This is a genomic window from Streptomyces sp. NPDC055400, from assembly GCF_053644375.1.
This window is the reverse complement of sequence record NZ_JBSHLM010000009.1, coordinates 261104-287750: the sequence shown is the minus strand read 5'-3', so window position 1 is coordinate 287750 and position 26647 is coordinate 261104. Positions and strand designations below refer to the sequence as shown.

Annotated in this window: 22 protein-coding genes; 14 read left to right on the top strand and 8 right to left on the bottom strand. The window is 69.3% G+C overall.

Annotated elements, in window-relative coordinates; genetic code table 11:
* The first annotated feature begins 47 nt into the window (after window positions 1-47).
* From ACWIGU_RS24765 to ACWIGU_RS24750, 4 genes are all read left to right on the top strand, one after another.
* Window positions 48-956: an NAD(P)-dependent oxidoreductase gene (locus ACWIGU_RS24765; RefSeq protein WP_454403884.1), complete on the top strand. Its 909-nt coding sequence runs from the start codon at window positions 48-50 to the stop codon at window positions 954-956.
* 700 nt (window positions 957-1656) lie between these two features.
* Entirely contained in the window at window positions 1657-3762 is a 2106-nt protein-coding gene (locus tag ACWIGU_RS24760; protein ID WP_454403883.1) for a SpoIIE family protein phosphatase, read from the top strand.
* A 126-nt stretch (window positions 3763-3888) separates the two neighbouring features.
* Window positions 3889-4020 carry a hypothetical protein gene (locus tag ACWIGU_RS24755; protein WP_454403882.1) on the top strand — a complete coding sequence of 44 codons (132 nt, stop codon included), beginning with the start codon at window positions 3889-3891 and terminating at the stop codon, window positions 4018-4020.
* A gap of 827 nt (window positions 4021-4847) precedes the next feature.
* The gene (locus tag ACWIGU_RS24750; protein WP_454404020.1) at window positions 4848-5504 is read left to right on the top strand and encodes a TetR/AcrR family transcriptional regulator; all 657 of its coding nucleotides are present in this window, start codon (window positions 4848-4850) and stop codon (window positions 5502-5504) included.
* Window positions 5505-5507: 3 nt separating this feature from the next.
* Here ACWIGU_RS24750 and ACWIGU_RS24745 read toward each other — a convergent pair whose 3' ends face one another.
* Window positions 5508-6542 (bottom strand): SMP-30/gluconolactonase/LRE family protein, encoded by a 1035-nt coding sequence (locus tag ACWIGU_RS24745; RefSeq protein ID WP_454403881.1) that lies wholly within the window; start codon window positions 6540-6542, stop codon window positions 5508-5510.
* Between the two features lie 142 nt (window positions 6543-6684).
* Window positions 6685-7746, bottom strand: a complete 1062-nt coding sequence (locus ACWIGU_RS24740; RefSeq protein ID WP_454403880.1) for an SDR family NAD(P)-dependent oxidoreductase — start codon at window positions 7744-7746, stop codon at window positions 6685-6687.
* Between the two features lie 183 nt (window positions 7747-7929).
* Between ACWIGU_RS24740 and ACWIGU_RS24735 the strand changes: the two genes are divergently transcribed.
* The gene (locus ACWIGU_RS24735; RefSeq protein WP_454403879.1) at window positions 7930-9747 is read left to right on the top strand and encodes a flavin-containing monooxygenase; all 1818 of its coding nucleotides are present in this window, start codon (window positions 7930-7932) and stop codon (window positions 9745-9747) included.
* Window positions 9748-10546: 799 nt separating this feature from the next.
* On the opposite strand, the gene ACWIGU_RS24730 is transcribed toward ACWIGU_RS24735, so the two are convergent.
* The 4 genes from ACWIGU_RS24730 to ACWIGU_RS24715 form a co-directional block, all read right to left on the bottom strand.
* Complete coding sequence (locus ACWIGU_RS24730) at window positions 10547-11344, bottom strand: SAM-dependent methyltransferase (RefSeq protein ID WP_454403878.1); 798 nt, start codon at window positions 11342-11344, stop codon at window positions 10547-10549.
* Between the two features lie 109 nt (window positions 11345-11453).
* A complete protein-coding gene (locus ACWIGU_RS24725; protein ID WP_454403877.1) occupies window positions 11454-12368 on the bottom strand; it encodes a carbohydrate ABC transporter permease in 915 nt (304 codons plus the stop codon).
* Window positions 12365-13288, bottom strand: coding sequence for a carbohydrate ABC transporter permease (locus ACWIGU_RS24720; protein ID WP_454403876.1), 924 nt, complete (start codon window positions 13286-13288; stop codon window positions 12365-12367). The genes ACWIGU_RS24725 and ACWIGU_RS24720 overlap by 4 nt, the downstream gene beginning before the upstream one ends.
* The gene (locus tag ACWIGU_RS24715) at window positions 13285-14622 is read right to left on the bottom strand and encodes an extracellular solute-binding protein (protein WP_454403875.1); all 1338 of its coding nucleotides are present in this window, start codon (window positions 14620-14622) and stop codon (window positions 13285-13287) included. The genes ACWIGU_RS24720 and ACWIGU_RS24715 overlap by 4 nt, the downstream gene beginning before the upstream one ends.
* A 258-nt stretch (window positions 14623-14880) precedes the next feature.
* On the opposite strand from ACWIGU_RS24715, the gene ACWIGU_RS24710 reads away from it, so the two are divergent.
* The 3 genes from ACWIGU_RS24710 (at window position 14881) to ACWIGU_RS24700 (ending at window position 17337) form a co-directional block, all read left to right on the top strand.
* Window positions 14881-15648, top strand: coding sequence for an SDR family NAD(P)-dependent oxidoreductase (locus tag ACWIGU_RS24710; RefSeq protein ID WP_454403874.1), 768 nt, complete (start codon window positions 14881-14883; stop codon window positions 15646-15648).
* Window positions 15649-15782: 134 nt separating this feature from the next.
* Window positions 15783-16517, top strand: a complete 735-nt coding sequence (locus ACWIGU_RS24705) for a FadR/GntR family transcriptional regulator (RefSeq protein ID WP_454403873.1) — start codon at window positions 15783-15785, stop codon at window positions 16515-16517.
* A gap of 91 nt (window positions 16518-16608) precedes the next feature.
* The gene (locus ACWIGU_RS24700) at window positions 16609-17337 is read left to right on the top strand and encodes an SDR family oxidoreductase (protein WP_454403872.1); all 729 of its coding nucleotides are present in this window, start codon (window positions 16609-16611) and stop codon (window positions 17335-17337) included.
* A 217-nt stretch (window positions 17338-17554) separates the two neighbouring features.
* On the opposite strand, the gene ACWIGU_RS24695 is transcribed toward ACWIGU_RS24700, so the two are convergent.
* A complete protein-coding gene (locus ACWIGU_RS24695) occupies window positions 17555-17980 on the bottom strand; it encodes a nuclear transport factor 2 family protein (RefSeq protein ID WP_454403871.1) in 426 nt (141 codons plus the stop codon).
* Window positions 17981-18285: 305 nt separating this feature from the next.
* On the opposite strand from ACWIGU_RS24695, the gene ACWIGU_RS24690 reads away from it, so the two are divergent.
* Complete coding sequence (locus ACWIGU_RS24690; RefSeq protein WP_454403870.1) at window positions 18286-19239, top strand: phosphotransferase family protein; 954 nt, start codon at window positions 18286-18288, stop codon at window positions 19237-19239.
* Window positions 19240-19485: 246 nt separating this feature from the next.
* Here the strand turns inward: ACWIGU_RS24690 and ACWIGU_RS24685 are convergent, their stop codons facing one another.
* Window positions 19486-20355, bottom strand: coding sequence for an alpha/beta fold hydrolase (locus tag ACWIGU_RS24685; RefSeq protein ID WP_454403869.1), 870 nt, complete (start codon window positions 20353-20355; stop codon window positions 19486-19488).
* 310 nt (window positions 20356-20665) lie between these two features.
* On the opposite strand from ACWIGU_RS24685, the gene ACWIGU_RS24680 reads away from it, so the two are divergent.
* The 5 genes from ACWIGU_RS24680 (at window position 20666) to ACWIGU_RS24660 (ending at window position 26582) form a co-directional block, all read left to right on the top strand.
* Window positions 20666-21154, top strand: coding sequence for a CGNR zinc finger domain-containing protein (locus tag ACWIGU_RS24680; RefSeq protein WP_454404019.1), 489 nt, complete (start codon window positions 20666-20668; stop codon window positions 21152-21154).
* Between the two features lie 145 nt (window positions 21155-21299).
* A complete protein-coding gene (locus ACWIGU_RS24675) occupies window positions 21300-22760 on the top strand; it encodes an FG-GAP-like repeat-containing protein (RefSeq protein ID WP_454403868.1) in 1461 nt (486 codons plus the stop codon).
* A 406-nt stretch (window positions 22761-23166) separates the two neighbouring features.
* Complete coding sequence (locus ACWIGU_RS24670) at window positions 23167-23400, top strand: hypothetical protein (protein ID WP_454403867.1); 234 nt, start codon at window positions 23167-23169, stop codon at window positions 23398-23400.
* 493 nt (window positions 23401-23893) lie between these two features.
* Window positions 23894-25099, top strand: coding sequence for a cytochrome P450 (locus ACWIGU_RS24665; protein ID WP_454403866.1), 1206 nt, complete (start codon window positions 23894-23896; stop codon window positions 25097-25099).
* Between the two features lie 430 nt (window positions 25100-25529).
* A complete protein-coding gene (locus ACWIGU_RS24660; RefSeq protein WP_454403865.1) occupies window positions 25530-26582 on the top strand; it encodes a type III polyketide synthase in 1053 nt (350 codons plus the stop codon).
* Window positions 26583-26647: the final 65 nt, after the last annotated feature.

Sequence of the window (26647 nt, the reverse complement as noted above, 5' to 3'; positions counted from 1 at the left end):
AATAGTGGGTACTTCCGAGCGTAGTCGCGCTCTCCGATCATGGAGAAGTGAACGAACGACAGAACCACACCGCCAGGCAGAACAGCACCGTCACCGTGATCGGGCTCGGCCCGATGGGCCAGGCAATGACACGTACCCTCCTCACCGCCGGCCACCCGGTCACCGTCTGGAACCGCACCGCCCGTCGGGCCGACGGTGTCGTGAGCGACGGAGCAACGCTCGCGGCGACGCCCAGAGAGGCGGTCGAAGCGAGTGACCTCGTGATCCTCAGCCTCACCGACTACCAGGCGATGTACGACGTCCTCGACGGCGCCACCGGATCGCTTGCCGGCCGGACGCTGGTCAACCTGAGCTCTGACACTCCCGACCGCACACGCGAGGCAGCGGCCTGGGCAGCGGGCCACGAAGCCGCCTTCCTCGCCGGAGGTGTCATGGTCCCCGCGCCGATGGTCGGTACGGAGGCTGCCCATGTCTACTACAGCGGCCGCGACGAGGCCATGGAGAGCCACCTGTCGACGTTGACGCTGCTCGGAACGCCCAAGCACCTGGGGGAGGACCCAGGCCTCGCGCAGATGATGTATCAAGCCCAACTCGCGGTGTTCCTCACCACCTTGTCCGGCCTGATGCACGCCACCGCGATGCTGGGCACCGCAGGAATGGAGGCCAAGGAAGCACTGCCAGAGCTGCTCTCCTCCGCCGACTCGATCGGCGACGTCCTGAGGGCCGGTGAACAGGCCCCCGGCACCGCGCTTGATGCCGGAGAGCATCCCGGCGACCTCAGCACGGTCACCATGATGGGTGCGACGTCCGACCACATCGTCGAAACCAGCACGTCACTCGGCCTCGACCTCGCACTCCCACTGGCCGTGCAGGCCCACTATCGGCGCGCGATCAGGGACGGACATGGCAGTGACAACTGGACTCGCATCATCGACAGCATCCGCGGACCGCGATGACCGGACTCGGGACCGATGCATCCACGCCCAGCCGCGACTCCGCCAGACTCCGCCGCCTGCCTGCGCCCGCGGCGGACCGTCACCCGGCGACTGACCCGGCACGGAGTGGGGCAGAGCCAACTGGGGGCCACCCCGTTGTCTTGGCGGCATTGCCCCGGTCAGGCGACGCCGTTGCTGTCCGCGACAGGTCTCGTGGACAGCAGCTGCCTGCCGACCAGACGGCGCGGCCGGTGGGTGTCCCTGCCCATACTTCTCACCCCCCGTGTTCCGGAACACGGCCGCCATCGGTTCACGGCCGGATGCCCCCACGCCCGACCGTGCCGAGAAGGGCCGGACGCGGGTGGCGGTGCGCGGCAGGCGGGGTGAGGATGGCGCGCAAGGGAGTCCCCGGAAGGTGGTGCGCGCATGGCGGAAGAAGCCGGTGGGGCGGCTGGGGCGTACACGGCCGGGCGTAACCAGGTGATGCAGTTCGTCGACACCTTCGCTTACCTCGGCCACCTTGCCACCGGAACCGGAACCGGAACCGGAACCGGAACAGGCACCGGAACTGGAACAGGAACAGGAACAGGAACCTTCCTGCCCCTCCCGCGTGAGTACCGACCGAGCCCGAAAGCGCTCGACGGCACGTGCACCCTGCCGCCTCCTGCCGCCTCTCAACACCGCCCAACCGGCCTGAAACAGTCGGACAGGAGGGACGCACGTGGTTGACGCCGACCCCCACCTCGGCACGGAAGCATCGGACTCGGCCGTGCTGGACGCGTTGTTCACCCAGGCACCGCTCGGCCTCTTCCTTCTCGACGATCAGCTGCGGGTGCGTCGCTACAACACATCGCCCCGTGGCCTGCGTGGCATCTCCGCAGAGCGGGTGCTCGGGCGGACGTTCGGAGAGGTCGGTTCGGGCCTCGACACCACGGAGCTCGCCGTCCTCGCTCGGGAAACCCTCCGCACGGGTCAGCCCGTGCTACGGCACACCCTGAAGGGCACGTCGGCCACCCGACCTGACGAGGACCTGACGGTCTCGGTGTCCGTGTACCTGGTGGACGACACGGCCGACAGGCAGCCCGGTGTGCTCCTGGTGGTCGAGGACGTGACCGAACGTGAGGCGGCCCGGGCGCGGCTCGATCTCCTCTACGACGCTCGCCGGACCGTCGGCACGACGCTGGATGCGACGACGACCGCCCGCGAACTGGCGAGCGCGCTGGTGCCGGCCCTGGCCGACGCCGTGACCGTGCACATCCTGGATGCGGTACTGCGCGGTGAGCCTCGCCGTCGGGGACCGGTCGACGCCGGACAGCCTCTGAGCCGGGCGGCCTTCCTGAACGGGCCCGGCACACACGCCGACGAAAGGGACACGATCCTTGAGACGCTGCCCCTGGCCACCCCCTTCACACTGAGCCTCCAGGACGCCAAGCCCCGCCTGATCACCCACCTGGACGCCGAGGGGGTCTGGTCACCCGAGCTGTCCGAGTGCGCCCACGCACTAGCCGCCGCGGGCGTCCACTCGTTGATGGCCGTCCCCCTCGTCGTACCGCATGCCGTGCTCGGTGTCGTCACGCTCTACCGTTCGGAGCGACCCCAGCCGTACACACGGCAGGATCTCGATCTGGCGGTGCAGGTCACCTCCCGGGCCGCCCTCGGCATCGACCACGCGTCGAGCTACGCACGGGAGCGGAACACGGCCACGGCCCTCCAACGGCATTTGCTGCCGAGCCGTACGCCGGAGCTGACAACCGTCGAGACGGCGCATCTGTACCTGCCCGTGAGGGCGGGCGGGGACTGGTTCGACGTGATCGAACTGTCCGGAGCCCGGGTCGGACTCGTCGTCGGCGACGTCGTCGGACACGGGATCGAGGTCGCGGCGATGATGGGGCGCCTGCGTACCGCCCTGCGCACGCTCGCCGAACTCGACCTGGAGCCGGACGAGTTGCTGACTCATCTCGACGAGATCGCTGCCCGGCTCGCCAGTGAGAACGTCGACGTCAACGGGGCGGGCCACGATGACGGCATCCCTACCGGCGGCCGGGTCGCCACCTGCGTGTACGCCGTCTACGACCCGGTGAAGTGCCGTCTGACCCTCGCCTCCGCCGGGCACCCCGCCCCGCTGATCGTCTCGCCGGCCGGAGAGGTCACCACTGTGGAGGCCGACGCGGGCGCCGCGCTCGGCACGGCGCACAGCACGTACGAGACAGCCACGTACGACCTCGACGACGGCGCCGTCCTCTGCATGTACACCGACGGACTGCTCGCGGGCAGTGACGAGGCGGCCGACACGCTCCGGCGGGTTCTCGCCCACCAGGACCGTGCGCTGCCCGAGACGGCCGACGCGATCGCCTACGCCCTGACCGACGAGCAGGCCGAGGACGACGCAGTGCTGCTCCTCGCACGCGCCCAGGGTCTCGCCGATGACCAGGTGGCTCAGTGGGACCTGCCGTCCGACCCGTCGGTGGTCGCCACGGCGAGGTCGCTGGCCGAACGGCAGCTGGCTGCCTGGGGGTTGGAGGACATCGCGTTCGAAACCGAACTGATCATCAGCGAACTGGTGACGAATGCGATCCGATACGGCGAGGGCCCGGTGCGTCTCCGGCTCATCCGCGACCGGCACCTGACGTGCGAGGTCACCGATGGATCCAGTACCTCGCCACACATGCGCCGCGCCCACGACACCGACGAGGGCGGTCGCGGGCTGTATCTCGTGATGACCATGAGCCACCGCTGGGGTACGCGTTACGCCTCACGGGGCAAGACGGTCTGGGCGCAGCAGACCCTTCCCGCCCGGACCGACGACGGCGCTCGATCGACACAGTGAAGCCACCGACCGCCATGCAGCGCCGCACGGCCGACGTCCTCAGTGCCCTGCTGACCGCGACGTCCCTGCCTCGATGACCGCAACCGGCCTCCCGAACCGACCGGGCCACGGCCCCAGTTCTTGGCAGTGATCGCCAAGCCGGGCATCAAGACCGCGACCGCCGGCCATGCGGGTGACGATGCGACGGCGCACGGCACCTGGCGGGGTGGCCAGGCCGCGATCGCCGTCACCGTGTCTTCGTTCTGGCTGGTCACGTAGACGCTCTTCCCGTCCGGGCTCACCGCCACCCCACCTGGGCTGTCGCCGACAGGGACGGTCCTGACCACCTCGTTCCCGAGAAGGTTGCCCACGTAGAGGCGAGTTCCGTCACGGCTCACCGTCACGCCGAGTGGGTTGTCGCCGACCGGGATCGTGCCGACCGCGGCCCGAGGGGCCGCAGGGGTGGCCGCCGCGGCCGGCAAAACCGCGCCGGCCGCCGCCATGACGAACGCGAGTATCCACATCCGCACTTGCGAAAGCAGCCGGGGCATCCCCTGGTGCGCCTTCCGTACTTCTGGCCGTGCCGGCGAGGCAGCTCGACCGGCGATTTCCGCTCCACACGCGGTACTTCCCTTCGTGCGCAGTGGGGGAAAGGCCATCGGCTCCGGAGAAAACCTCGCCCACATGCCTTTCCCATCCACCGTGAGACCTGACCCAATTAAATGGAAATCAGAATCGGCGACGGCATGGTCTGGAACATTTATGGTGCTTTGGAGATTGAGGTGGCTGAAGAATTCGGCCAAAGGGGCTTTCCTGCACTCCACTCGAACGAGTGAACGAAGCCGGTCTTCACGCCGCGTCCCCAGTACTTGATCACAGTCGGAACCTTCATCAGAGGTGAGGTGCTGAACGTCGAGGAGATCACCAACGACGCCGAGATCCCCTACGACGACACGTTCTCGATGGACGCCGTCCTCGGAACGAACAACCTGTGGACGGTGTCCGCATCGAACAGCTGATGTGCCTGCCTCCGGCGCCGCACGACGGTGGCGCCGGTTGACCTGCCGGGCGGGTGCGCCCTGGGCTCGTACTACGCTGCCAAGGTGATGAACCCCAGCGAGCCCCAGGACCCGCAGCCGGCGGCGCGGGGCTCGGCCGTGGTGCGGGGCGGCCGCGCGAGCTCCGATCGCCGCGGCGCTGCCGGCCAGGGCCGCCCGGCCAACCAGGGGCGGCGGGTCGCGGCTCGCAACCGTTCCGCTCTCATCGCCGCCGCCCGCGAGGTCTTCGCCGAGCAGGGCCTGAACGCCCCGCTGTCCGCCGTCGCGCGCCGCGCGGGGGTGGGGCAGGGCAGTCTCTACCGGCACTTCGCCGACCGCTTCGCACTGGCCTCCGCCGTCCTGGACGAGAACGTCCAGCAGATCGAGCGGGCCGGCGCCGAGCCGGGCGCGAGCCTCAAGGGTGTTCTGGGCGTGGTCACGTGGCACCTGACCCGATCGACGGCATTCGTCGACCTGTTGCGCGTGCGCGGCGACGGCGAGCAGGCCCGTGTGCTGGCCGGGCGCGTCCGCAGTGTCCTGGCCCGGTGTCTGCCCGCCGGGCATCGCCTGTCCGCCGACGACGTCATGCTCGCCGTCGCGATGGTCTCCGGCGCCGTCGCCGGCCCCACCCCGGCGGAACGGGAGCGCGTCGCCCTGGCGGCTTGGGGACTGCTCGGCGTCGAGGTGGGGCCGCTGCGACCCTGCGAGGCGGTCGTCGACGTGTGACTGTCAGCCGCCGTTGGACTGGCGGATGCCCTTGGCCAGTGCGGTGAACGTGAAGACGTACCCGCCGTCGGGGCCGCTGACGGTCATATAGGCCTTCGTGCCGCCCGGAGCGATCGCGACGTTGGTCGCCGACGTGAGCCCCTCGGCGTCCTTGGCAGGGACCTCGGCGGTGGCCAGACGCGCCCCGTACTTGCTGTAGACGGCGATGGCGGGTCGGCCGTGCAGCGCCTGGTAGAGGTTGCCGTCGGCGTCCACGGCGATGGAGTCGGTCTGGGCCAGGCCCCCGTCGACATGGATGGCCTCGTGCCGGGAGGTAACAGCGGCCTTGCCGGCATCGAGCAACAGGTAGGAGATGGTGTCCTCGGCGAGCTCGCTGATCCACAGGCCGTGCAGGCCGGGGTCGAACATGACTCCGTTGGGCTGGGCGAGCCCGTCGGCCAGGACGCTGCTCTTCGTGCCGTCGCGGTCGATGCGCACGATGCGGCCGTCGGTCTCGTCCGGCTCCGTGCCGTGCGCGTCGCTCACGTACAGATTGCCCTCGCCGTCGAAGGCGATGTCGTCAGGTGTCATCTTGGAGCCGTCGACCGTGCCGGAGAAGAACGTGCGCGGATCCGAGCCGTCCGGCGCGAGGCTGACGATCGAACCGGTGGCGAAGTCGGTCAGGTACAGACGGCCGTCGTGCGGGCCTGTCTGCGCGGAGGTGTAGGCGCCGGTCTTGTCGGTGTAGACGCCCTTGTGCTCACCGGTGGCGACATCGACGGAGATGAGCTTGGGCTCGCCCGGGGGTGCGGTGACGTCCACGACGTACAGCCGGCCGTCGTCGTCCAGGACCGGGCCTTCCAGCAGAGTCATGCCGGTGGCTTCGTGCACGTCGGTCACGTGCGCGAGCTGGGTGGCACGGATGCTCCTGCCCTCGCCGGACGGCGTGGGGTTCTTCGAGGCCGAGGCGCCGCCGGTCTGAGTGCCGCAGCCGGTCAGTGCCAGCAGGCCGACGGCGGCCAGACCCGCCAGGGTGCGGTGCGCGCGGTACGTGGTCATGCGGTGATGTGCTCCTTCCTGACATCCGGGAGATCCGGACGTCGTGACGTGCCGGAGACGTACTCCCCGCCGTGGCGCGGGTGTTCAGCAACGGGGCCCTCCCCCGGGAAGTTCGGCGCGAGGGGGCCCGGTCGGACAGCTGTCAGGCGGCCGACCAGCCGCCGTCGGAGGGCAGGATCGCGCCATTGATGTTCGCCGCGTCCTTGCTGAGGAGGAAGGTGATGGAGGCGGCCAGCTCCTCGGCCATGGCCAGGCCCGGGATCGCGACGCGCATCTTCGCGGTCCGGGACGAGCCGTACGGGGCGGCGGCGGGGACGTGGATTCCGGTGGCCACCGCGCCTGGTGCGACGGCGTTGACCTGCACGCCGGTGCCCGCGTACTGGTAGGCCGACGATTTCGTCAGGCCCACCAGCGCGTGCTTGGAGGTGGTGTAGGCGGCACCGGCCGCCGAACCACGCAGGGCGGCTTCGGACACGATGTTGACGATCCGGCCGCCGCCGGCGGCGAGCATGCCGGGCACGACGGCGCGCATCAGGCGCATGGGTCCCTCGACGTTGATGCGCATGACGCGATCCCAGATCGTGTCGTCGACCTCGTGCACGGCGGCGTCGTCGTCCATCACGCCCGCGACGTTCGCCAACGCGTCCACGCGACCGCCGGCGGCGGCCAGGACGGCGTCGGCGGACATGGGCGAGGTGATGTCTGCGGTCACCGGCGCGACCGCCTCGCCCAGGTCGGCGGTCAGGGCCGAGAGGCCGTCGGCGGAGACGTCGACGGCGATCACACGGCCGCCCTCGCGCACGATGCGCGACGCGACGGCCTTGCCTATGCCCGAGGCGGCACCGGTGACGACGACGGTCTGGCCGCTGAAGCGACCGTGTGTGATCTGTTCGGTCCACGGCTCGGGGGCTGTGATCTCGACCCCCAGGTCGGGTTCGACGGCCACCGCGGTGCCGGCCGGGGGAGCGGTGGGCAGGCCCTCGGGGACCCGGCCGGTCTCAGCGGCGGTGACCAGCGTGCCCACGAGCTCCGGCGGGAACTTCCCGCCGGACATCTTCACAAGTTGCTCCAGCGGCAGGCCGAGGGCGGGGGCCAGGGCCTGCTCGCGCTGCCCCTGGGAGGCCAGCAGGCCTCGCAGGACCTGCCCGGCGGAGTGATCCGCCAGCCAGTCGCGCAGAGGGGAAGCGGGGGTGAGGTTCGACATCGCGGGCCCTTCGTGTCGTGGGGCTGGGGCGGGCCTGATCGAGACAGGACCCGCACCGCAACCGGACAGTGTTGTCCGGTTCTTGGGTTACGGTACCGGTGCCCTCGCGGGACGCCCCACGAGGGCACCGCCCCATCCCGCGCGGCTGCTTGCGCACCTCCCCCCACGAGAGGAATCCCCCACATGCCCCTGCCTCAGTGCGACACCCCACCCACCCCGCAGGAGACCGCTGACCTGCGCGAGCGCTATCGCGTCGAGCGGGAGCGCCGCGTGCGCCCCGAAGGCCCGGGCCAATACCGGTCCACGGCCGCGGAGTTCGGCTACTTCGCCGCCGATCCGTACGCCGACGAAGTGGCGGAGCGCGAGCCGCTGCACGACGTGGTGGACGTCGCGATCGTCGGTGGCGGTTTCGGCGGGATCCTGGCGGGCGCACGCCTGCGCGGCCAGGGCGTGGCTCGCGTGCGCGTCATCGACAAGGGCGGTGACTTCGGAGGCACTTGGTACTGGAACCGCTACCCGGGCATCCACTGCGACGTCGAGTCGCACGTCTACCTGCCGATGCTCGACGAGACCGGATACGTGCCCGAGTGGAAGTACGCGCCGGGAGAGGAGATCCGCCGGCACGCGATGCGCATCGCCGAGCAGTTCGGCCTGTACGAGGACGCCCTCTTCTCCACCGCCGTCACCTCCCTGGCCTGGGACGAGCGTGCCCGGCAATGGGTGGTCGCCACGGACCGCGGCGACACGTTCCGCGCCACCTACGTCATCACGGCCACCGGCACGCTCACGGAACCCAAACTGCCCGGCATCCCCGGCATCGAGGACTATCGGGGCCACACCTTCCACACCTCCCGCTGGGACTACGGATACACCGGCGGCAGTCCCGAGGGAGGCATGACGGGCCTGGGCGGCAAGAGGGTCGCCGTCGTCGGCACCGGAGCCACCGGCGTGCAGGTCATCCCGATGCTGGCCGAGGACGCCGGGCATCTGTACGTCTTCCAGCGCACCCCCTCCGCCGTGGACGTGCGCGGTCAGCGGCGCGTGACGCCTCAGGACGTCGGCGCTGACCGCCCGGGATGGGCGGCCGAACGCCGGGAGAACTTCCTGCGGATCGTCTCCGGGGAGGATGCCGGGCAGGACCTGGTCGCCGACCGCTGGACGGAAACGGCCGCCCTGCTGGAGAAGCTCCTGCCCAGCTTCCGCCGCGACGGCGAGCCGGACTTCGAAGCCGCCTACGAGGCCGCCGACCACGCCACGATGAACCAGGTCCGCGAGCGGGTGGCCGCCGAGGTCACCGACCCCGCCACGGCCGCGGCACTCAAGCCCTGGTACCGATACGCGTGCAAGCGCCCCACGTTCTCCGACACATACCTGTGCGCGTTCAACCGGGACAACGTCACTCTCGTGGACACCGCCGACACCCACGGCGTCGAGCGCATGACAGAGCGCGGCGTCGTCGTCGGCGGGGTGGAGTACGAGGTCGACTGCCTGGTGTTCGCCACCGGATTCTCCGTGGGCGTTTCCGGCATTACCTCAGGCGATCTGCCCGTGACCGGCCGCGGCGGCGCTCAGCTCCTGCACGCGCGGGCACAGCACGGTCCACGTACGCTGCACGGTTTCACCAGCAACGGCTTCCCGAACCTGATCCAGATGGGCTCGCTGCAGAACGCCAGCAGCGTGAACTTCACGCACATCCTGGACGAACAGGCCGTCCACGCCGCCGCCCTGGTCGCCGCCGCTGAGGCGAACGGCGCCGTCGTGGAACCCACCCCCGATGCCGAGGCCGCGTGGATCGACGTCTGCGCCAAGGGCGCGCCCGACCACGTGTGGTTCCACGCCGAGTGCACCCCCGGCTACTACAACCGCGAGGGCCGCGGGCGCCCCAACGGTCCCACCGCCTACCCGCACGGCGCCGTCGCTTTCCATGACCTCCTGCGCCGCTGGCGTGAGGAGAACATCAGCGAGGCCCTCCAGGCCAAGGCCACCACAGCCTCGTTCTGATGCGTCGACCGGTAGGGGCGGCGGCGCCCCTACCGCCGCACCGCGCCTGTCGTCCTCTTAGCTTCCAGCGCCGGACTGCTGACGTGGACGCCGGACCATGCGCCCCAGGGCGCGCCTTCCGATCGCCGTGGCGGCTGCGTCGTGGCGGGTGGGTTCTGGCGTTGCCCGTGTGTGGTTGGCGGTGTGAAGGCCGGGTACTCGGGGTGCACGTAAAGGATCTCGAGCTACGAGAGGCCATGCCCGCGCGGTAGGCAGCGGCCGCCGGAGCCCAGGACGGGAAACGGCCTTCCTGACCCAGGACGGGAAGGAGAATGCAAACGATGGCGCGGATTTTCGTTGATGGCGATGACTTGGTTGTGCGTCTGTCATGGCGGGAAAGGGCGGCCGCCCGCCACGGCAATGTGCGCGCGCCGCTGACCGCGGTGATCCGTGTGACCGTCGAACCCGACTGGTGGCGGGCTCTGCGCGGTGTCCCGCACCGAGGCGTATGGATTCCAGGGACCTGGTGCATCGGCACGCGCAGTCACCAGGGCGGGATGGATTTCGTGGCCATACGGTCCGGCAGGCCGGTCGTGTGTGTCGAACTGCGGACCTCTTCTCCCGCTCCCTTCAGCCTCCTCGGCGTCTCTGTTCCCACCCCCGCGGAAGCCACGGACACGGCACAGTCGATCTGCGGAAAGGCACCAGAGATCGACACGTCCACGCCTTGGCGGCAGCCGCTTCCAGTCCCCGGGGAGAACTCGGCCTGAGCAGCCGACGGCCGGACCTGGAAGCGGCGGACCGAGGTGACCGCTCACCGTCAACCGGTCCTGCGGCCCACGCCCCCGTAGAACCCGATCGCCTCGGACCCGGCGGGCGGCGGGTTGTCCGGACGCCAGAACGGGGCCTGGGCCAGGCCGGGTTCGACCAGTTCGAAGCCGGTGAAGAAGCGCTCGACCGCGGCGCGGGACCGCAGGTTCAAGGTGGCCGTGGCCTTGCTGTAGACGGCCTGAGCCGCACTGCGGTCGGCGAAGTCGCCCGTGGCGTGGGAGAGGACGAGGAAGCTGCCGGGTGCCAGGGCGTCGCGCAAGGTGGCGACGATCCGCTCGGGCTCGTCGGCGTCCGTGAGGAAGTGCAGGACGGCGACGAGAAGCAGGGCGACCGGCTCGTCGAAGTCGATGACCTGACGGACGCCCGGGTGGTCGACGACGGAGCGCGGGTCGCGCAGGTCGGCCAGGGCGATGCCGGTGGCGCTGGAGTCACTGAGCAGGGCGCCCGCGTGCGCGCTCACGATGGGATCGTTGTCGACGTACGCGACCCGCACGTCGGGCGCGACGGCGTGCGCGGTCTCGTGCACGTTCGGAGACGTGGGAAGGCCCGTGCCGATGTCGAGGATCTGGCGGACGCCGCTGTTCACGACGTGCCGGACGGCGCGCCCCAGGAAGGCGCGGTTGGCCCGCAGGCCGACGCGTACCTCGGGCGCGGCGGCGGAGAGTTCGTCACCGGCCCGCTGGTCCACCTCGTAGTGGTCCTTGCCGCCGAGCAAGTAGTCGTAGATCCGGGCGGGATGCGGCTTGCTGGTGTCGATCTTCCCGGCATGGAAGCCGTCCTGTCTCACGCTGAGCCCCTCCAGGCCTCGATGATCCCCCAGCTTGCCACATCAACCGCCGTGCCCCTGACGGAAGTTGCTCTGGTCGTCGCATCGCACGGCGAACAGTCCGTTCCCACTACTCTTTGACGCTGCCCTCTGTCATGCCCGTCCGCCAGTACCGCTGCAGTACGAGCATCGCCGCGGCGAGCGGGATGACGGAGACGAAGGCGCCTCCGATGGTGTACTGCATGAGCTCCGGCACTCGGTCGGCAGCTGTTTTCCACGTGGTGAGGCCGAGGGTGACCGGGTACTTCCGGTCGTCGGAGAGCATCACCAGGGGCAGGAAGTAGTTGTTCCAGATGCCCACGAACTGGAACAGGAAGACGGTGACCAGGGCCGGCGACATGATGCGCAGGACGAGTCCGAAGAAGATCCGGCCCTCGCGCGCCCCGTCCACCCGGGCGGCTTCCAGGAGCGTGTCCGGCACCGCCGACTCGGCGTAGATCCGGCAGAGGTAGACGCCGAACGGCGAGGCGAGGCTGGGCAGGAGGACCGCCCAGTACGTGTCGACCAGGCCGATCTTGCTGAACACGAGATAGAGGGGAAGGGCAAGCGTGCTCTGGGGGAGCAGCACCCCCGCCAGGACCGTCTTGAACACCGTCTCCCGTCCGGCGAACCGGTACTTGGCGAGTGCGAACCCGGCCGCGGCGGCGAGCAGCGTCGCCACGGCCCCGCCGACCCCCGCGTACAGCACGGAGTTGAGCACCCAGCGAAGGTAGACGTGGCCGTCGTAGGTGAAGACCTTGCCCAGGTTCTCCAGCAGCTGGGCGTGGTCGAACCAGAGGCCGGAGCTGCCGTAGACCCGGTCGGTGGACTTCGTGGCCGCGATGACGAGCCAGTACACCGGCAGCAGGAAGTAGCAGGCCGCGACCGCGAGAGAGGCGACCAGCAGGATCCGGCCGGGGCGCAGGGTACGGCGGGGCACGGCCGGGGCGGCGGGGACGGGATGCGTGTCGACTCTGGGCAGGTCCGTGGTGGTCGTGGCGCTCAACGTCCGCTCCTTTCCTTGCGGGTGACCAGGCTGAGGAACGTGAACGACAGGGCGCAGGCGACGAGGGCGAGGATCACGGACTTCGCGGCGGCGAGATAGATATTGGCGTTGGCGAAGGCGTCGTTGTACGCGCTGAGGTTCGGCGTGTAATCGTTCGTGACAGCGGGCGCCTGCAGCTTGATGACGAGCGGCTCGGCGAACAGCTGCAGCGTGCCGATGATCGAGAACACGCAGGTGAGGACGAGGGCCGGACGGATCAGCGGGAGCTTGATGTGCAAGGCCGTCTGCAGGGGACCGGCCCCGTCGATCTGTGCTGCCTCGTACAGCTCCTGCGGGATGGACTTCAGCTGGGCGACGATGATCAGCATGTTGTAACCCGCGAACTCCCAGATCACGATGTTCGCGATCGACCACAGCACGCCGTGGTAGCCGAGGAAGTCGGGAGCCGCATCGCCGAGTGCGTCGGTGACGGGGCTGATCCCGGGGACGTAGAGGAAGCCCCACAGGATGGTGGCGATGACGCCCGGCACGCCGTACGGCAGGAAGAACGAGGCGCGCAGCAGGCCCGACCAGCGGCGGCCGACCTGCTCCAGCATCAGCGCCAGTGACGTGGCGAGGAACAGCATCAGCGGTACCTGCACGATGCCGAAGAGCAGCACACGGCCGAACGACTCCAGAAACGCGGCCTGTTGGAGGGCCAGGACATAGTTGTCGAGACCCGCGAAGCCGACCGTGGGCGCGCCGAGGCCCATCGGGCCGTGCCGGTCGACCTTGAGCAGGCTCTGGTAGACCGCGTAGCCGATGGGCACGACGAAGACGAAAACGAAGACCGCGAGGAAGGGACCGAGGAATGCCCAGGCGGCGCGGTCGGGGCGGGACGCCCCGGTCTTCGCGGCCCGCAGGGGAGTGGTGTTCGTCATCGTGCGCTCCTCGCCTTGAGGCCCTTGGCACGGAGGTCGTCGACGACCTTGCCCTGCGCGTCCTTGAGCGCGTCCACTAGGGTGCCGCCGGTGGCGATCGCCCGTGCCATGCCGTCCTGGATGTGTGCGAAGGACTGGGTGGTGGTCGGCGACCACTGCCAGGAGGTGTCGACGTTGCGGTCGGAGGTCTGGAACACCTCGTTGTAGACCTGGCCGCCGAAGAACGGGTCCGGTTTGCCGAGGGCCGTCTTCTTCAGGTCGATACGGGCCGCGGGCCAGCCGTATCCGGCGGCCACGAGCAGGTCGATGCTGCGCGGGTCGGTGTTCAGCCAGTGCGCGAACTCCAGGGCCTCGACGGGATGCCGGGTGCCCTGCAGGATCGCGGTGGAGGAGCCGCCGTAGTTGCTCGACGTGTGCGCGCCCGCCTCCCACTGCGGCAGGCCCGTGACCCGCCACTTGCCCTTGGTGCCGGGCGCGTTGCCGCGCAGCAGCGCGTCGCCCCACTGGGCGGAGACCCATGCGGCGAGCTGCCCGGTCTGGATCGCCCGGTACCAGGGCGCCTGCGTGTCCGGCATGATCGTGACGAGGTCGTCCCGGATGATTCCGTCCCAGTAGTCGGCGACTTCGAGGGACTCCTTGCTGTCGATGTCGACGATCCACGTGTCGGTGTCCGGGTCCGTGCGGATCCAGTGCGCGCCGCGCTGCCACGCGAAGGTGGAGAAAAAGGAGGCGCTGGCGGGATTGAAGGAGCAGATCCGCGCCCCGCCGCCGCGCCTCCTGACGATGCGCGCGGCTTGCCGGAACTCGTCCCAGGTGCCCGGGACTTCGGCGTCCCAGCGTTCGAACAGGTCCTTGCGGTAGTAGAAGCCCATCGGCCCGGACGCCTGCGGGACCGCGTACACCTTGCCGCCGAACACGCCTTGGTTCCATTGCCAGTCGACGTAGCTGCCCTTGAGTTTGTCGGCGCCGTACCCGCTGAGGTCCGTGAGGCCGTTGACGAGCATGAACTCGGGCAGCGCGTAGTACTCGACCTGGGCCAGGTCCGGCGGATTGCCCGCCTTCAGCGCCGAGTGCATCTTCTGGTAGCCGCCGGACGTGTTCGCCGGGACGATCTGCACCTGGACCTGGACGTCCGGGTGGGTCCGGTTCCAGAGGGCGACGGACTTCTGCAGCGGGACCCAGGTCCACAGGACGAGCCGGACCTTCCCGCCGGGGCGGTGCCGGGTCTCCGCGCTGAGCCGGGCGGCGCCCGGTGACTCGCCGCAGGCGGCGAGCGCGGGCGCGCCGGCAGCGGCCGCGGCGCCCCACGCCAGGACTTTCCTTCGAGAGGGCATCCGACCTCCTTGTCAGTGCCTTGGCCCGCGCCCCGGCCGGGGCGCGGTGGCGCACTCGCGGGCGCTCCGCCTCGGGCGCCGATGCTGTCGACGGCCTCAACTATCAATTAATTACGAAGTATTGTGAAGGCTCGTGGCCGGACGAGACCCGGAGCAGCCCCGAAGCGGATCCCAAACAGCTCCCGAACAAACCGAAGACAGACGCCGAACGGAACCCGAACAAATCCCCAGCAGATCCCGAACGGAAGGAGCTGTTTCATGGCACCCCCTGGTACAGCCGACCGCTTCACCGGGCGCACCGCGGTCGTCACCGGCGCCGCGGCGGGCATCGGCGCGGCGACCGCGCGCCGCCTCGCCGACGAGGGAGCCGCTGTCGTGATCGCCGACGTCGATGAGGCGCAGGGCGCCCTCGTCGCCAAGGGGATCCGGGAGTGCGGCGGCCGGGCCGCCTTCGTCCGCGCCGACGTCGCCGACGAGGAGAGCTGGGAGCAAGTCCTTGCCGCCGCCCATACGTTCGGTCCGGTCGGTGTCCTGGTCAGCAACGCGGTGAAGGTCGAGGTCGCCCCGGTGCACGAAACATCTTCCGCTTCCTGGAACCGGCAGCTGTCCGTCGGCCTGACGGCCGCCTTCCTCGGCGTGCGCACCTGCCTGGATGACCTGCGGGAGGAGCACGGCGCCATCGTCCTCGTCTCGTCCGTCCACGCCCACCACGGCATCCCTGGTCACCCCGCCTACGCGGCGGCCAAGGGCGGACTGCTCTCCCTGAGCGGTCAACTCGCTGTCGAGTACGGTCCGCAGGTGCGGGTCAACACGGTGCTGCCGGGGCCGATCCTCACCGGCCTGTGGGAGCGGGTACCCGAGGACGAGCGTGTGGCCAGCGCCGCCGAGACCGCGGCAGGCCGCCTCGGCGACCCGGCAGAGGTGGCCTCCGCCATCGCTTTCCTCGCCTCGCCGGAGGCGTCGTACGTCACCGGCTCCAGCCTCCACGTCGACGGTGGCTGGAGCGTCGTCAAGTCCTCGGCGTGACCGGGCGTGCTTCTGGTGCGCGAGGCCGTGTTCCCGGTACGCGAGGTCGTCTTCCCGGTACGAGACGGTGTGTTCCCGGTGCGACCCGGGATACTCGGCGACGTCGTCCACCCACGACAGATCGGCAGGCAGACATGTCGGGCTATGCGCGGCGCGGGGTTCACGGTCAGACCGTGGAGGCCATCGCCCACCGGGTGTTCAGCGGCCGGATCGGTGAGGGGGACACGCTCGACCTCGGTGCTCTCCAGGCCGAACTCGGCGTCAGTCTCACCGCGTTGCGGGAATCGCTGAAGGTGCTCGCGGCCAAGGGAATGGTGGACGCACGGCAGAAGCGCGGCACCTTCGTCCGGCCCCGCGCGGACTGGCATCTGCTCGATGGAGACGTGCTGCGCTGGCAGTTCGAGTTCGCCGGACCGCCGGCAGTCGGCGCCGTGCATCCGTTGCTGCGGGATCTCGGTGAGGTCCGTGCGATCGTCGAGCCTGCGGCGGTCCGGCTCGCCGCCCAGCGCCGCACGGAACAGGACATCGCTGCGCTGCAGACGGCGCTCGACGCGATGGCGCAGGCGGCGAACGGCGGCGCCGACGCGGTTCAGGCCGACCTCGCCTTCCACCGCGCGCTCCTCGCGGCCTCCCACAACGAACTGCTCGAACGCATGGAGATGGTGATATCCAGCGGCCTGGCCGTCCGCGATCGCCTCGTCCACGGCTCCGACCGCCCTGAGGACCCGGTCCCCAGCCACCGCGCCGTGCTCGACGCCGTCAGGGCGCAGGATCCCGACGCGGCCGAGTCGGCCATGCGCACCCTGCTCGACCAGGCCGTCCGGGACCTGGGCAAGGTCCAGGGCGGGCACGGCCCCGGCCTGGACTGAGCGGACGGGCGATGCGGCCCGTGTTCGATGCCGGGACCAAATGACCGTTCTTGTGCCATATTGCGCACATGCCCCCAAGGAAAGGGTTGTCATGAAGTTCGCAGTCATCGGTGGTACGGGACTCATCGGTTCGCAGGTCGTCAAGGATCTGAACGCCGCCGGGCACCAGGCGGTACCGCACTCGAAGTCCACCGGGGTCGACGTCATCACCGGTCAGGGACTGGACGAGGCGGTGGCCGGAGTCGACGTCGTCATCAACCTCACGAACTCCCCGACCTTCGACGAAGCCTCCCCGGCCTTCTTCCAGACCTCCATGGACAACCTTCTGGCCGCGGCCCACAAGGCCGGCGTCGGCCACTTCGTCATTCTCTCGATCGTCGGCACCGACCAGGTCCCGGAGCTGGACTACTACCGGGCCAAGACGCTCCAGGAACACATCCTCGCGAACGGGCCGGTCCCGTTCTCGATCGTCCGAGCCACGCAGTTCATGGAGTTCATGGACGCCGTCATGTCCTGGACTGCTGAGGGCAGCACCGTCCGGCTGCCCGCCACGCCCATCCAGCCCATCGCCTCGAAGGACGTTGCAGGCGCAGTGGCGGACGTCGCCGCGGGCGCCCCGCTGAACGGCATCCGCAACATCGCCGGCCCCGAGATCTTCACCCTGGACGAACTGGGCCGGATCACCCTCTCCCACAAGGGCGACAGCCGCACCGTCGTCACCGACCCCACCGCCGGCATGTTCGCCGCTGTCAGCGGCGACGTCCTCACCGACAAGGACGCCCACCTCGCCTCCACCCGTTACACCGACTGGCTCTCCTGACTCGCTGCCTGCGGGGGCTGTTCCGGCCCGGCGCCGCCGAGCGGGCCGCGGCCGGTGGCAGCGCGGCGGTGACGCCGCCGTCGACAACGGCGGCGCCGCGCGATTCGCCTGTGGTCTCAGGCGGCCTGGTTCGCCAGTCGTCTCGTGACAGTGAGTCTTGTTCGAGAGCCCCGAAGGTTGGCCAGTGGGGGCACATGTCGCCGCGTCGTTCTGGCATTCATCCTCTGGCGTTGGCGACCCCCAAGCCGTCCATGTAGTCGCGGACCCGCGTGATCAGCCCGCCGTGGACCTGGAGTATCAGGAGACCGGGGACGGTGAAGGTGGTGGGGCTCGTCGGCAGCGTTCCCACCACGACATGCTCGGCGATGATCACTTCCGGATCGGCGGTCTCGTATGCCGCGATCTTCCTGATCTCCTCCACCTGGGCGGGGCTGGCGCCCCAGGCCGCCCGGTATCCCGCGCGCACGGCCTCGCGCCCCTCGTAGCGTGGAGGGAAACCGGGAGAGGTGAACGGGAACTCGTGCACCGCGTCCACGGCATACAGATCGGCGAGATCGTCTGCGGACTTGTCGAGCATGGCCTGGTAGTAGCAGGCCAGGATCTCGCGAGGGGTGCGGACAGCAGGTGTCTCCGGATCCGACACAGGGATCACTCCGTTCGCTCAACAGTTGTTGACTCACTCTCCGGAGCACCAGCTGGCAGTTCGGTGGCGGAGAGAGCCGGCCGAGGTTCCCGCGGCAGACGATGGGGGCGCCTCCAGGATGGCACCGGGCGCTGACATCGTTCCCCGGACAGCCACGTGGCCCGGCCCCTTCACGGGAGAAGGCCGAGCCACAGTCCGCAGTTCGCGCACGACGCGGGGCCGCGCACGCCGTCACGCCGGCAAGTGGGCCGTCGCGTGCAGTAAAGCGTTCGCGCGTGCCGCCGTCCGGATGGTGAGGTGGCACGGTGACCAACCACGATGAGGCGGCGGCTGTCAGGCCGTTGACGCTGGCCTGGGTGAGCCGGCACCTGGAGGTCGGCGAACGGATCGTCAGAACTGAGGCGCTGCACGGCGGCATCACTGCCGAAATGCGGAGGCTGACCATCGTCACGCGGGACGGAGGTACCCGTGACCTGGTGCTGCGGACCTTCGTCAACAACGAGCACGCCGAGGACTGGCTGAATAGGGAGGCCGGCGCCCTGACCCTGCTCCCGGGGACCGGCGTGCCGGCTCCTGGACTGGTCGCGGTTGATCCGAACGCCGCGCATTGCGAGTATCCGTCGCTCCTGATGACGCATCTGGTGGGCCGGACGGTCCTCGACGATGAGGGTTTGGAGACGCGTGTCCCTCTGCTGGCGCGTCAACTCGTGACGATCCACGCCCTGCGACCTGCCGAGCGGCCCCGGGAGTACGTGGCGTTGACGACCGGCGACACCGTCGTGACTCCGAAGGGCGCCGATGCGGCGGTGTGGGCCGCGGCGATCGACGTGATCCGCAAGCCCGCGCCACCCTATGAAGGACGATTCCTGCACCGGGACTTCCACCCCGGCAACGTGCTGTTCGACGTGCCGCCCTCAAGGCCGGCAGGTGCCCGGATCACCGGAGTCGTCGACTGGGCGGCTACCTCCTGGGGCCCGGCGGATCTCGATGTGGCGCACTGCTCCACCAATCTCGCGCTGCTGCACGGTCCGGCGTGGGGTCTGCGGTTCGCTGAGGCGTATGAGGAGGCCGGCGGGGTGCTGGCCGCGGCCGCGAGCGAGCGGCTGTACTGGCAGGTGCGGGACGGACTGGCGTTCTCAGAAGAAGTGCAGTCGGTGTCGCAGCCATGGCGGGAGGCAGGGAGGACGGAGCTGACGACACGAGCTGTGGAGGAGCGGCTGGATGCCTATGTGAGCGCCCTGATGGACGCGCTGGGCTGAGCCATGACGGTCCGGGGCACGACCTCGGTCCCATCGTCCACTGCTCAACCTAGGTGCGGTTGTTGTTGACGGTCAGGGCGTGACGGCGCAGCGGGAGATGTGGGCCTCGGGCCGACGGAAGCAGGTCCAGACGGGCTTGCCCTTGCCGGTGAGGGCAAGCACCCCCAGTCGTTGCAGAGCTCCTGGACGATGCGTATGCCTCGCCGGACTTCCCCGCTCCGTGAGGCAGGCGGGATGCCCTGCGCATCAGGGTAGGACGCGGGCCAGGAAGTCGCGGATGTGCTCGGTGATGGTCCCGAGGTGGCTCTCCAGGGCGAAGTGCCCGGACTCGAGCAGGTGGATCTCCGCGTCGGGCAGGTCCCGGGCGAACGCCTCCGCGCCGGCGGGGCCGAAGATCTCGTCGTTCGCGCCCCAGACCGCCAGCAGCGGGACCTGGGAGTCGCGGAAGTACCCATGGACCTGCGGGTAGAGGTCCGCGTTGGTGGGGTAGTCGCGAAAGAGCTGAAGCTGGATCTCGTCGTTGCCGGGGCGGTCCAGCAGCGCCTGGTCGTGGACCCAGTTGTCCGGGCTGATCAGGCTGGGGTCGGCGACACCGTTCACGTATTGCCAGCGGGTGATCTCGGGCGTCAGGGCGCCGCGCATGGGGGCTTCGGTGGCCGGTCCCGGGGCCTCGGCGTAGGCGAAGACGCCGTCCCAGAAGGGTTTGACGAACCCCTCTTCGTAGGCGTTGCCGTTCTGGGTGATGATCGCGGTGATGCGGTCCGGGGACTGGAGGGCGAGCCGCCAGCCGATGGGAGCGCCGTAGTCCTGCACGTACATCGCGAACCGGTCGATGCCCAACTGCTGGAGAAGGCCGGAGGTGACCTCGGTGAGGGCGTCGAAGGTGTACGGGAAGTCCTGTAGTGCGGGCATCGCGGACTGGCCGAACCCGATGTGGTCGGGGGCGATCACGTGGTAGCGGTCGGCGAGTGCCGGGATCAGGTGACGGAACATGTGCGAGCTGGTCGGGAAGCCGTGCAGGAGCACGACTACGGGTGCCTGGGGGTTGCCGGCCTCCCGGTAGAAGACCTCAAGGCCGTTGACGGTGGCGGTGCGGTGGTGGACTGCGGAGAGCATGTCTCTAACCTCTCTGTCCAGCTTCACTGGTTACATGTAGAGTCGAGCACTCGAAGTCTAACCTGTCAAGTTACTTTTATAGGTTAGGCTGAGGTTGCGTCCGGAGAGCGGCCGCGCCGGGGTGGCGGTACGTCGGCCTGTCTCAAGCCTCCGCGCGTGAACGGTCATCAGCCAGCGCACCGCCCGCCTCGAGCCCGTAGTCGCGCGAAGGGCGGTCCGGTGGCCTGCGCGGTGAGTGCGCACGTATAACCTGCCAGGTGAACCAATTCGGTTAGGAGGTGCGAGGGTGACCGACCAAGAGCAGCAAGACATGCTGCTGGAGCTCCTCAACGGCACGCCGGTGGTCAATGGTGTCGTCCAGGACCGGCTGGCAGATCCGGAAGAGGCCAGAACCTGGCAGCAGGCCCACGGCGGCAGCGGAAGCGCGGACGAACTGCGTAGCCTCGTGCAGGCACGCGATGCCCTTCAGGACGTGGTGCGCGGCAGCCGGCCCGCCACGTCGCTGGCCCCGCTCCTGAAAGGCGTCACCTCCCGCCCGCGCCTCTCGCCTGAAGGAGTGTCGTGGGCCCTGGACACCCCCGCGGAGCGTCGGATGGCGGTGGAAACGGTCATGGCATGGAGCGCGGTGCAGCAGACAATGCCCGGACGGCTACGACCGTGTGCCAACCCGGAATGCCGGCGGTTCCTCATCGACCGCAGCAAGACCAACAAGGCCCGCTGGTGCTCGATGGCCGTCTGCGGCAACCGTATGAAGGCACGGCGCCACTACCAGCGCACCCGCGACGCCACAGCCGAGTAGCACCGGTCAGTTGTACTGAACATGAGGCTCTGCGGTCGAACGCCGAACCCGCATCTGAGTCCGTACCAGCACAACCCTGGGGGCCTTTCGGATGTCCCACAGGTGAACTCCACACCTCGGATACCTCGGACCTCCTGGAGCCCACGTGCGCACACGGATTCGGAAGTACGCCACAGCAGCGACCATTGTCGCTGCGGCTGCTGCCGGGCTGCCCTTCCCGGCCTCGGCCTCTGTTGCCGCGCAGACCGATGGCGACTTCAACGGGGACGGGTACGCGGACCTCGCCGTGGGCGTACCCGACGGCACGGTCGGCGGCAAGGCGAGAGCCGGATACGTCAACATCGTCTGGGGCGGCCCGAAGGGAATCGGCGCTCACGGCAGCATCCGCATCACCCAGGCCACCCCCGAGGTTCCCGGGACACCGGAGACGGGCGACCGCTTCGGGGGCTCCGTGGCCCTGGTGGACACCAGCGGCGACGGCATCGCGGAACTCCTCGTCGGCGCGCCCGGCGAGGACGTCACCGGCCGTGGCACGGACGCGGGCTCGGTCACTGCGGTGGGCGGGGCCAGGGGCGGTCCGGGCCCGGGCTCCGTCGTCCTCAACGGCCCCTCGGCGTCGGCGGCGTTCGGCCTGGCGGTCTCCTCGGCCGACCTGACCGGCGACGGCAACAAGGAGATCGTGATCGGCGGCAAGGACAAGGTCGTCGCTCGTGTCGCCCAGGGCGAAGACAGCATGGTCACCACCGTCGTCACCGCCCCCATGGGCGGCCACGCCCCCATCCTGGCCACCGGCGACTTCACCGGGGACGGCACGGCGGACCTCGCGGTCGGGTACTGGACGAAGACTCCGTTCACCCAGTCCCACGTACGCCTGTGGACCTGGGACGCGACCGAGCAGGCCATGGTGAACACCTGGAACACCGACAACGCCGGCGTCTCCGCCCTCGCCGCGGGCGATTTCGACGGCGACGGCCACGACGACCTGGCCCTGGGTGAGTGCCGTGAGATCGCCGACGAGAACATCGACGACCCGTGCGGCCCCGAGGAACTGGCCAAAGGCGGCGGCATCCACGTCCACTACGGCAACGCAACGCCCGGCAGCTTCGGGTCCCGCCGGCAGACCCTCAACCAGGACACGGTCGGCGTGGCGGGCGTCGCGGAGAACGGTGACCACTTCGGCGCCGCCCTTGCCGTCGCCGACATCGACCACGACGGCCGCGACGACCTGATCGCGGGCGCCCCCGGCGAGGCGATCGGTACCCGCTCGGGCGCGGGCGCCGCGACCCTCCTGTTCGGCGGCCCGACCGGCCTCGTCGACGCGTGGGGCGAAGGTCATTCCGTCGGGTTCCAGCAGGACACCCCGCGCGTGCCGGGTGTCGCGGAAGCCGCCGACGCGTTCGGTGCCGCCGTCGCCACCGGCGACTACGACCACGACGGCAGGGCGGACGTGGCGGTCGGCTCTCCGGGTGAGAACGCCGCCTCGGGCGGCGTGTGGCTGCTGCCCCGGGCGAGCGTCAACGGCTCCTCCGCGTTCACGCCCGCCGAGCTGGGCCTGCCCTCCCCGTCGAGCGCGCTCGCGTACGGCAGGTACCTCAGCGGCCATTGACGTCGACCGAACCCGTCCGGAGGCCGGTCGGTCGCCGTCGGCTACGCCGGTCGCGATTCACTGTCGACCAGTCAGTGATGTGCGGTCCGAAGAGAGTTCTTCAGTTCCGTTCCAGAGGGCATGCTGCCGACAGGTCTTGGTCGGATCCCGTCAAGGCGGCCCGCAGGTGTCGAGTCGCCGTTCGACAGAAGGCGCAGGGTCCGGGTGACGGCGGGGTGTCCGCTGCCGGGAGGGGGCAGTCCGCCAGACGCCAGGCGAGGTGTCCGTCCCGGGCGGTGTAGGCGCGCAGGAGAGTGTCCCGGTCCACTGATCCGTCTCTGAAGTCGGTGGCCGACACTACGATGCCGCCTCCCGAGGCGACCGTGTCCCACGCATCCGGGGAGATGACAGCGCGTGGGGAGATCCCGTGGCGGTTCAGCCCGAGAAGCTGGACGGTCAAGGGGTCGGTTTCGGGATCGGAGGCGGCGGCCAGCGCGTGCTCGTCGGTCCTGACCGTCAGCTTGTGGTCCGCGGTGCGCTGCTGCCAGAGGATCTGGCCGTGCGGTTGTCGATGCCGAGCAGGAGGTTCGGGTGCGACCGGGGCCCCGGCGCCGAATACGGCGGGAAAGGGGCCGCGGGCTCCAGTGACCACATCCTGTGACTGGTGCCAATCCACCAGCTGATGACAGGCGGCGAGGACGATCAGAGCGATGAGCCCCCCCACACCCGACTGCGGGCCGCCCGCAGGTCCGCATCGCTCGGAACAGGCTTGCCGGGTCCTCCCGACAGCCCCACTCCTGGTTCTCCCAGCAAATTCATCCGTTGCGGCACGACAGCCCCCCACGGACCCCGCCCGTGATCACCGTGATCCGGTGTCTGTGGGATCTTCACCTTCCGTGCAGGAGCGAGGCACGAGCCGCAGCGTGAGTCCCGTGGATCCCCAGTTGGTTCCCTGGGAGTTGTCTCCCAATGTCACGCCCGCATCAGAACTGCCGTGAGTGGCATGGGTGAACTGTTGTGTGCGTGCGGGCGTATCCGGGTGCGTGCGGGTGTATCCGGGTGCGTGCGGGTGTATCCGGGTGTGGCCGGCCGGTGGGCGGGGAACGGCTGTCGGGTCCAGAGCAGCAGTAGACGCCACTCACCTGGAGACTCGCATGACCCTCGATTCCGACGCGCGGCAATGTCCATTCGACTTTGCCGAGGCCCTCGAGTTCGATCCGGTGCTCAGAGACCTCATGAACGAGGGACCTGTCTCCCGGATCCGGCTGCCCTTCGGCGAGGGCACGGCATGGCTCGTCACCGGTTACGACGACGTCCGGACGGTGACCACCGACCGGCGTTTCAGCCGTCATGCTGTCGCCGGCCGTGACTTCCCGCGCATGACACCGGAGCCGATCGTCCAGTCCGAGGCGATCAATCTCATGGACCCCCCGGCCGCCAGCCGCCTGCGCAGCCTCGTGTCGAAGGGCTTCGCCCCGGCTCACATCGAACGCATGAGGCTGCGCACGCAGAATGTCGTCGACGAACTGCTCGACCAGATGGCGGGGCACGGTACACCCGCCGACATCATGGAGCACCTTGCCGGACCACTGCCTCTGATCACGATCTGTGAGGTTCTGGAGATCCCCGAGGCGGACCACGCACAGCTGCGCGCCCACGCCCGGACGATGATGGACGTCGGGGTCGGAAACCGGGACGCCGCGGTACGGGCGAAGGCCGAGTTGCGCGCCTACTTTGCGACACTGACCGCGCAGCGCCGCAAGAATCCCGGTGACGACCTCATCAGCGTGCTGGCGACGGCCCGCGACGGCGACGAGATCCTCAATGATGAGGAGTTGGCCGTCATGGCCATGGTCCTGCTGATCACAGGGCAGGATACGACGACGTACGAGATCGGCAACCTGACCTACCTGTTGCTCACCCGGCCCGATCTGCTCGCGACCGTGCGCGAGCGCCCCGAGCTGCTGCCCGGGGCGATCAACGAACTGCTGCGCTTCATCCCCTTCCGCAAGGGGGTCGGTATCCCCCGGGTGGCCCTGGAAGACGTGCAGCTGAGCGGGGTGGCAATCCAGGCGGGCGACATCGTGCACGTCTCCTACCTGACCGCAAACCGGGATGCGCGCAAGTTCGACCGTCCCGACGAGGTAGACCTGGAACGTTCCGGCCCGCCTCACATGACCTTCGGCTGGGGCGCCCATCACTGCCTGGGCGCGCCGCTCGCCGCCGCGGAGATCGAAATCGCCCTCGGAACGCTCTTTGAGCGCTTCCCCCGCCTCGCGCTGGCAAAGCCCGCCGAAGAACTGCGATGGAACGCGACATCGATCTGGCGCTATCCCCTCGCGTTGCCCGTCACCTGGTGACAGGCCGGCACATGTCCGCAGGACCGAGCGGGGACACCTCTCACGCGTGACACCGCGCGCCCCGCTCGGCGCGCCCGCGAGCATGAGCGGCACCAGGGGGCAGTGGCCCCACGCGGTCGTCCGCAGGCGGCGAGGACGGCGGTTTCACCCTGCTCACGCCGACTGCGGGGAGCAGCGGTCCGACGTGCGGCGGTGATCCATCTGGCGTACGTTGGAACGCGCTGGCCAACTCCAGCGGCGGCGACTCTGCCAGGACTTGCCGCCCGGCCGGGACGCATTGTGTGACGGTCCGGTCGACCGTGTTCCCCTCAGGTATTCCACGTGCGCGCCGTCTTTGAGCGCCCAGGGCAGCAGGGGCTCCCTTCCAAACGCTGAACCCCAGGCCCGGTCCCGGCCGCGCCCGGGCCACCAACTGCAAGGAGTCACTCCCATGGCAGTTCTCTGCAAGCCGGCAATCGCGATACCCGAACACGTCATCACCAATGAGGAAACCCTCGAACTGGCGCGGAGGATGCACCACGACCATCCGCAACTCGACCTGGCGCTGAGCCTGATCGAGAACACCGGGGTACAGAAGCGGCATCTGATCCAGCCCATCGATGTGGTCCTCAAGCATCCGGGACTGGATGTGCGCAGCACCATCTATGAGAGGGAGTCCAAGGCCCGCGTCCCGAAGGTGGTTCAGCGTGCACTGGACCAGGCTCAACTCGAGCCCCTGGACATCGACTTGATCATCTACGTGTCCTGCACCGGCTTCATGATGCCCTCGCTGACCGCGTGGCTCATCAACACCATGGGCTTCAAACCGCAGACACGGCAGCTGCCCATCGCCCAACTCGGTTGCGCAGCAGGCGGAGCGGCCGTGAACCGGGCGCACGACTTCTGCACGGCATACCCCGACGCCAATGTCCTGATCGTGGCCTGCGAGTTCTGCTCCCTGTGCTATCAGCCGGGTGACATCGGCGTGGGATCGCTGCTCTCCAACGGCCTGTTCGGTGACGGCATCGCCGCCGTTGTCGTCCGGGGCCAGGGCGGCACCGGAATGCGCCTGGAGCGCAATGGCTCGTACCTCATACCCCACACCGAGGACTGGATCTCCTACGCGGTTCGCTCGACCGGCTTCCACTTCCAGCTCGACAAGCGGGTACCGAAGACGATGGAGCCCCTCAGCCCCGCGTTGCGCGCGCTGGCGGAAGAGCACCAATGGAACGTCGGCAAACTGGACTTCTACATCGTCCACGCAGGCGGGCCGCGCATCCTGGACGACCTGAGCCGCTGCCTCGACATACCGCCCGAAGCGTTCCGCTTCAGTCGGGCCACACTCACCGAGTACGGAAACATCGCCAGCGCAGTCGTCCTCGACGCCCTCGACCGCATGTTTGAGGAGCAGTCGGCACTCGAGGGCCACCAAGGCCTGATGGCCGGCTTCGGTCCCGGCATCACCGCCGAGATCGCCCTGGGCACCTGGGCAACGGACAGTTAAGGCTTGGCTTCCTGGCCCCTCAGCCGAGGGGCACACGGAGGCGCTGGACCCGCCGTGCACCTGGT

Coding starts and splice junctions, on each gene's coding strand:
- ACWIGU_RS24750 (WP_454404020.1), top strand. CDS start 4,848: ATGAACCCCAGCGAGCCCCAGGACCCGCAGCCGGCGGCGCGGGGCTCG.
- ACWIGU_RS24745 (WP_454403881.1), bottom strand. CDS start 6,542: ATGACCACGTACCGCGCGCACCGCACCCTGGCGGGTCTGGCCGCCGTC.
- ACWIGU_RS24740 (WP_454403880.1), bottom strand. CDS start 7,746: ATGTCGAACCTCACCCCCGCTTCCCCTCTGCGCGACTGGCTGGCGGAT.
- ACWIGU_RS24735 (WP_454403879.1), top strand. CDS start 7,930: ATGCCCCTGCCTCAGTGCGACACCCCACCCACCCCGCAGGAGACCGCT.
- ACWIGU_RS24720 (WP_454403876.1), bottom strand. CDS start 13,288: ATGACGAACACCACTCCCCTGCGGGCCGCGAAGACCGGGGCGTCCCGC.
- ACWIGU_RS24715 (WP_454403875.1), bottom strand. CDS start 14,622: ATGCCCTCTCGAAGGAAAGTCCTGGCGTGGGGCGCCGCGGCCGCTGCC.
- ACWIGU_RS24710 (WP_454403874.1), top strand. CDS start 14,881: ATGGCACCCCCTGGTACAGCCGACCGCTTCACCGGGCGCACCGCGGTC.
- ACWIGU_RS24705 (WP_454403873.1), top strand. CDS start 15,783: ATGTCGGGCTATGCGCGGCGCGGGGTTCACGGTCAGACCGTGGAGGCC.
- ACWIGU_RS24700 (WP_454403872.1), top strand. CDS start 16,609: ATGAAGTTCGCAGTCATCGGTGGTACGGGACTCATCGGTTCGCAGGTC.
- ACWIGU_RS24685 (WP_454403869.1), bottom strand. CDS start 20,355: ATGCTCTCCGCAGTCCACCACCGCACCGCCACCGTCAACGGCCTTGAG.
- ACWIGU_RS24680 (WP_454404019.1), top strand. CDS start 20,666: ATGCTGCTGGAGCTCCTCAACGGCACGCCGGTGGTCAATGGTGTCGTC.
- ACWIGU_RS24665 (WP_454403866.1), top strand. CDS start 23,894: ATGACCCTCGATTCCGACGCGCGGCAATGTCCATTCGACTTTGCCGAG.
- ACWIGU_RS24660 (WP_454403865.1), top strand. CDS start 25,530: ATGGCAGTTCTCTGCAAGCCGGCAATCGCGATACCCGAACACGTCATC.